This is a genomic window from Okeania sp. (assembly GCF_983059655.1).
Map to the genome: position 1 here is coordinate 1 of NZ_CEZPJD010001056.1, position 2239 is coordinate 2239.

The window sequence follows — 2239 nt, forward strand, 5'->3', positions numbered from 1 at the left end:
ACTGATAACTGATAACTGAAATGACTCTTGTTCCCCCCAAAGTTGGGGGGCCAGGGGGGCAAAATTCAGTATCTTTCAGATATCCTCTAAAACGATGAATATTTTTCCAACCAACTTTCTAAATCTGCCAAACTATTAAAACTTAAAAATACCTTGACCAAACTTTCTAAATTTGCCAAAGATAAAGCTTCTATCCGCTCTTTAATATCTTCAGAAACTTCTCCAAAACGTTGATTAATTAAAACCATAACCAGAAAAATTGCTTCTTTAACCCTTCCTTGTTTTTCTGCATAATTTACCTGCTCTTTTTCCTCCTGTATTACCTTTTCTAGACGCTCAACTATTGACTGATAATTGTTAGCTGCTAACTGATGACTGAAAAAAGACATCATATATTCACCTTGCTGATGATAGATGGAAACCTTTTCCTCCTGACTAAGAGGTTTTTCCCGATATTTTTCTGCCAATTTACCAACATCTTCCTGATAAAACTCAGTCAACTTTTCATGAATTTTTCCCTTGCTTGCTTCTGCTGGAACACTAACTTTAATTACCACCATCCCATCCCCCTTATTTTCCATACTTTGAATTGCCATATTTATCCCTTCATTTTCTCTTTTTACCCGTTGAAAAGCAGACATAAAAGCTTTCCCATCAATGCCATTACGGAAAACTAAATCCACAGTATGAAAATTTGCCGTAAATAATTTTGTAAAATCTCCAGGTGAAAAATATCCACTACTAGGACGACGCTCCCGATCATTTGTTTTTGGTTTTTCTGACTCTAATAAATAGATATATTCCGACTCAACTTCGTCCAAAATAGTCGTGTGATTAATATTCCAAGATTCTAAACAAACTCCTGTCATTTTTGCCTGAGTAAAATTAGTACCAATTGCCAAAATTTCCTTTAAATTTGCTCCATTCAAACAAGCACCTTCCAGAGCAGCTTCATTCAAATCCGCTATTGTTAAATTGCTCCGAGTTAGGTCAGCATTTCTGAGATTTGCCCCTCGAAGATTCACACTTATATATTGTTTATTTATGCCATTTCCCGTCACTAACAATTCTCGGATTTTTGGATCGATTAATATTGTGGTTCCAATTCTGGCAAATGTTAAATATTCAGCTTTGCGCCAGAGGGTATGAGTCACATTAGCTAATCTAAAATCGGTACTTTTTAGGCAGGCATTACTAAAGTTAGCCTCGGTAAGATTGGCATTTTTAAAACTCGTTCCTCCTATGACTCCAATAGCAACGGCAAGTCGGCGAATAGTTAGATTATTTTCATCTTCTGCTAATACTTTTTTGGCGAGATAACTAGCGATGGAAATTAATAATATAGATAAAATTATTGCTATTACATAAATGGCAATAGCTAAAATGACTCTTTTTTCAGGTTCCGAAATAAATATAGTTCCATAGTGATAGTCTATCCTTTTCAGGACATTATTTTGAAAGACACCTAAAGCAATAATAATCGTGAAAATTATCGACCAAGTTATGACTGAATTTTTCTGATGTTTTTCAGATTTTATTTCAGCTAAAACTACTGCCAGATTCAGGGTGGTAATTAATACTAAGATTGCCCCGATAGAAATAACCATACTGACAATTATACTGACAACTATATTTACAGATTCAGCGTCCGTTAATAGATTAGTTACTCCCTGAATAATATTGCCACTTCTAAAAGCTTTTAACCATTCTGAAAGTTCAATAATTTCTGGCGATGGAGGTTGATTAATTCTAAAAAAATTGAACAATTTTGATAGATTTTTTTCACTCATGGCAAAAGCTGCTAATAACGGAACGATAAATATTATTAGGGGAGCGCCAGAAAATAAATATGTTAAAGTTTTTTTGATTCCTTGCCGAATTGTGACTAATAATATACCAATGTTGATAAATTCCAGGAGTAAAAATACCAAGAAACCGATGTGAATAGGTATGGGATTAGAAGGTTTGGGAATAATAAATTTCAGGGGAATATAAACTGCTGTAAATGTGGCAAATACTGAAGTTGTACAAAAGAAAATAATCAAAATAGAAAGTATTATTTTCTGAGTTTTTGTTAATCCTGCTAAAGCATAGTTGAAGTTAGCACCTGTGAGATTAGCATTTGTGAAATTTGCACCTCTAATATCCGAGTAACAAAAGTCTTCATGAGAGAGGTCTTGATTTTTAAAAGAACGACCTCGGAGATTTTTTCGGCGATAGTTTTCCATGATTTTTTAAG

At 34.0% G+C, this 2239-nt stretch carries 1 protein-coding gene; it reads right to left on the minus strand.

The features are described from left to right. Positions 1–86: 86 nt before the first annotated feature. Positions 87–2228: a pentapeptide repeat-containing protein gene (locus AC3DU7_RS31695; RefSeq protein WP_488043202.1), complete on the minus strand. Its 2142-nt coding sequence runs from the start codon at positions 2226–2228 to the stop codon at positions 87–89. Positions 2229–2239: the final 11 nt, after the last annotated feature.